This is a genomic window from Arthrobacter sp. Hiyo1 (genome assembly GCF_001263615.2).
In the GTDB taxonomy this organism is placed as follows: Bacteria; Actinomycetota; Actinomycetes; order Actinomycetales; family Micrococcaceae; genus Arthrobacter.
This window is the reverse complement of sequence record NZ_DF952472.1, coordinates 169,002-170,378: the sequence shown is the minus strand read 5'-3', so window position 1 is coordinate 170,378 and position 1,377 is coordinate 169,002. Positions and strand designations below refer to the sequence as shown.

Below are 1,377 nucleotides of genomic sequence, written 5' to 3'. Positions count from 1 at the left end.
CGCGGTGATTCCGGTTTCCTGATGGATCGTCTCCGTGATCGTGCGCGGTAGAACCACGCACCCGGGGTTCTCGGTGAGCCATTGCCGGGTTTCGGGGCTGAGGCTGTCCCAGTGGTCCCTGAGGTTTATCTCCATGGTGATCCCTTACTGGTTGAATCCGGAGGCAAAGGACCCGGGCCGGTCCGGTACCGGGGACGTGTTCAGCGTACGCCCGGCGAACGCTGAAAGACAGGTAACAGGGGGAGTGTCGTATAGGCTGACCGACTGGCCGCCGCTAATGGAGATGCGATGAGGAACCCCGCGCGAGTCGGAAGCGACTCCAGCGAGGGGATTCCCGGCGGCTTCGCAAACGCGGACTCACAGAGTGCAGACTTTAGGCATGAAGATTACTGCGGGCTTTAGTGTATGAAGATTGCTGCGGGACGACGGGCAGCGCGAACGCAATGGCTGGCTTTGACGGACACGATGTCGGCGGAGAGCAGCGCCTACGGCGAGGCGGTCAGGGCAGTCCGGGCGGGCGAGCTGGACGCGGATGAGGCCGCGGAGCTACTGATCGATCTGATGACGGACGGGGAGATCCTCGGCCTGCTCGACGGCGACTCTCCCGGGCTGCTGCTCCCGCTCATCCCGATACTGCTCAATAGGGTGCCGTTCGTGGCCGGGGCGGTCTCGCGGTTGGGCATACCGGGCATCCGTTTCAGCGACGGTGGTCGCGGCGTCGTGATCGGCGCCTCCACCGCCCTCCCTGTGACAATTGCGCGGGCCGCGACCTGGGATCCGTCGCTGGAGGAACGGGTCGGGCTTGCGATCGGTCTAGAGACCAGGGCTCGGGGAGCAAACTACTCCGCGTCCGTGTGCGTAAACCTGCTTCGCCACCCCGCGTGGGGTCGGGCTCAGGAGTGCTACGGGGAGGATCCGGTGCTGACCGCCCGGATGGGAGCTGCCATCACCCGGGGCGTGCGCGTGAACGCGATGGCGTGCGTAAAGCACTTCGCGCTCAACTCGATGGAGAACGAGCGCTTCGAGGTCGACGTGTCGGTCGACGAACACGCCCTGCACGAGGTGTACTTGCCCCACTTCAGGGCGGTCGTGGAAGCCGGCGCGGACTCTGTAATGAGTTCCTACAACCGGGTGCGAGGCGAGTACATGGACGTCAATCGCGCCCTGCTCACGGACGTGTTGAGACAGGAGTGGGGCTTCTCCGGGTTCGTGACGAGCGACTGGGTGTTCGGCACCCATGACGCGTTCCTCAGCCTCCAGGCAGGAATGGACGTAGAGATGCCGCTGCGACTGCTGCGCGCCCGTGAACTGCCGGCCGCGCTGCGTAACGGTGACCTGGCCCGGGCGACAGTGCTGCAGTCTGCACGCCGGATCCTG

The 1,377-nt window shown here is 65.1% G+C and carries 1 protein-coding gene; it reads left to right on the top strand.

Going from position 1 to position 1,377, the window contains the following annotated elements; all coding sequences use genetic code 11:
• Positions 1 to 453 precede the first annotated feature (453 nt).
• A partial coding sequence (locus tag AHiyo1_RS14435; protein ID WP_275937065.1) for a glycoside hydrolase family 3 protein occupies positions 454 to 1,377 on the top strand: 924 nt, incomplete at its 3' end.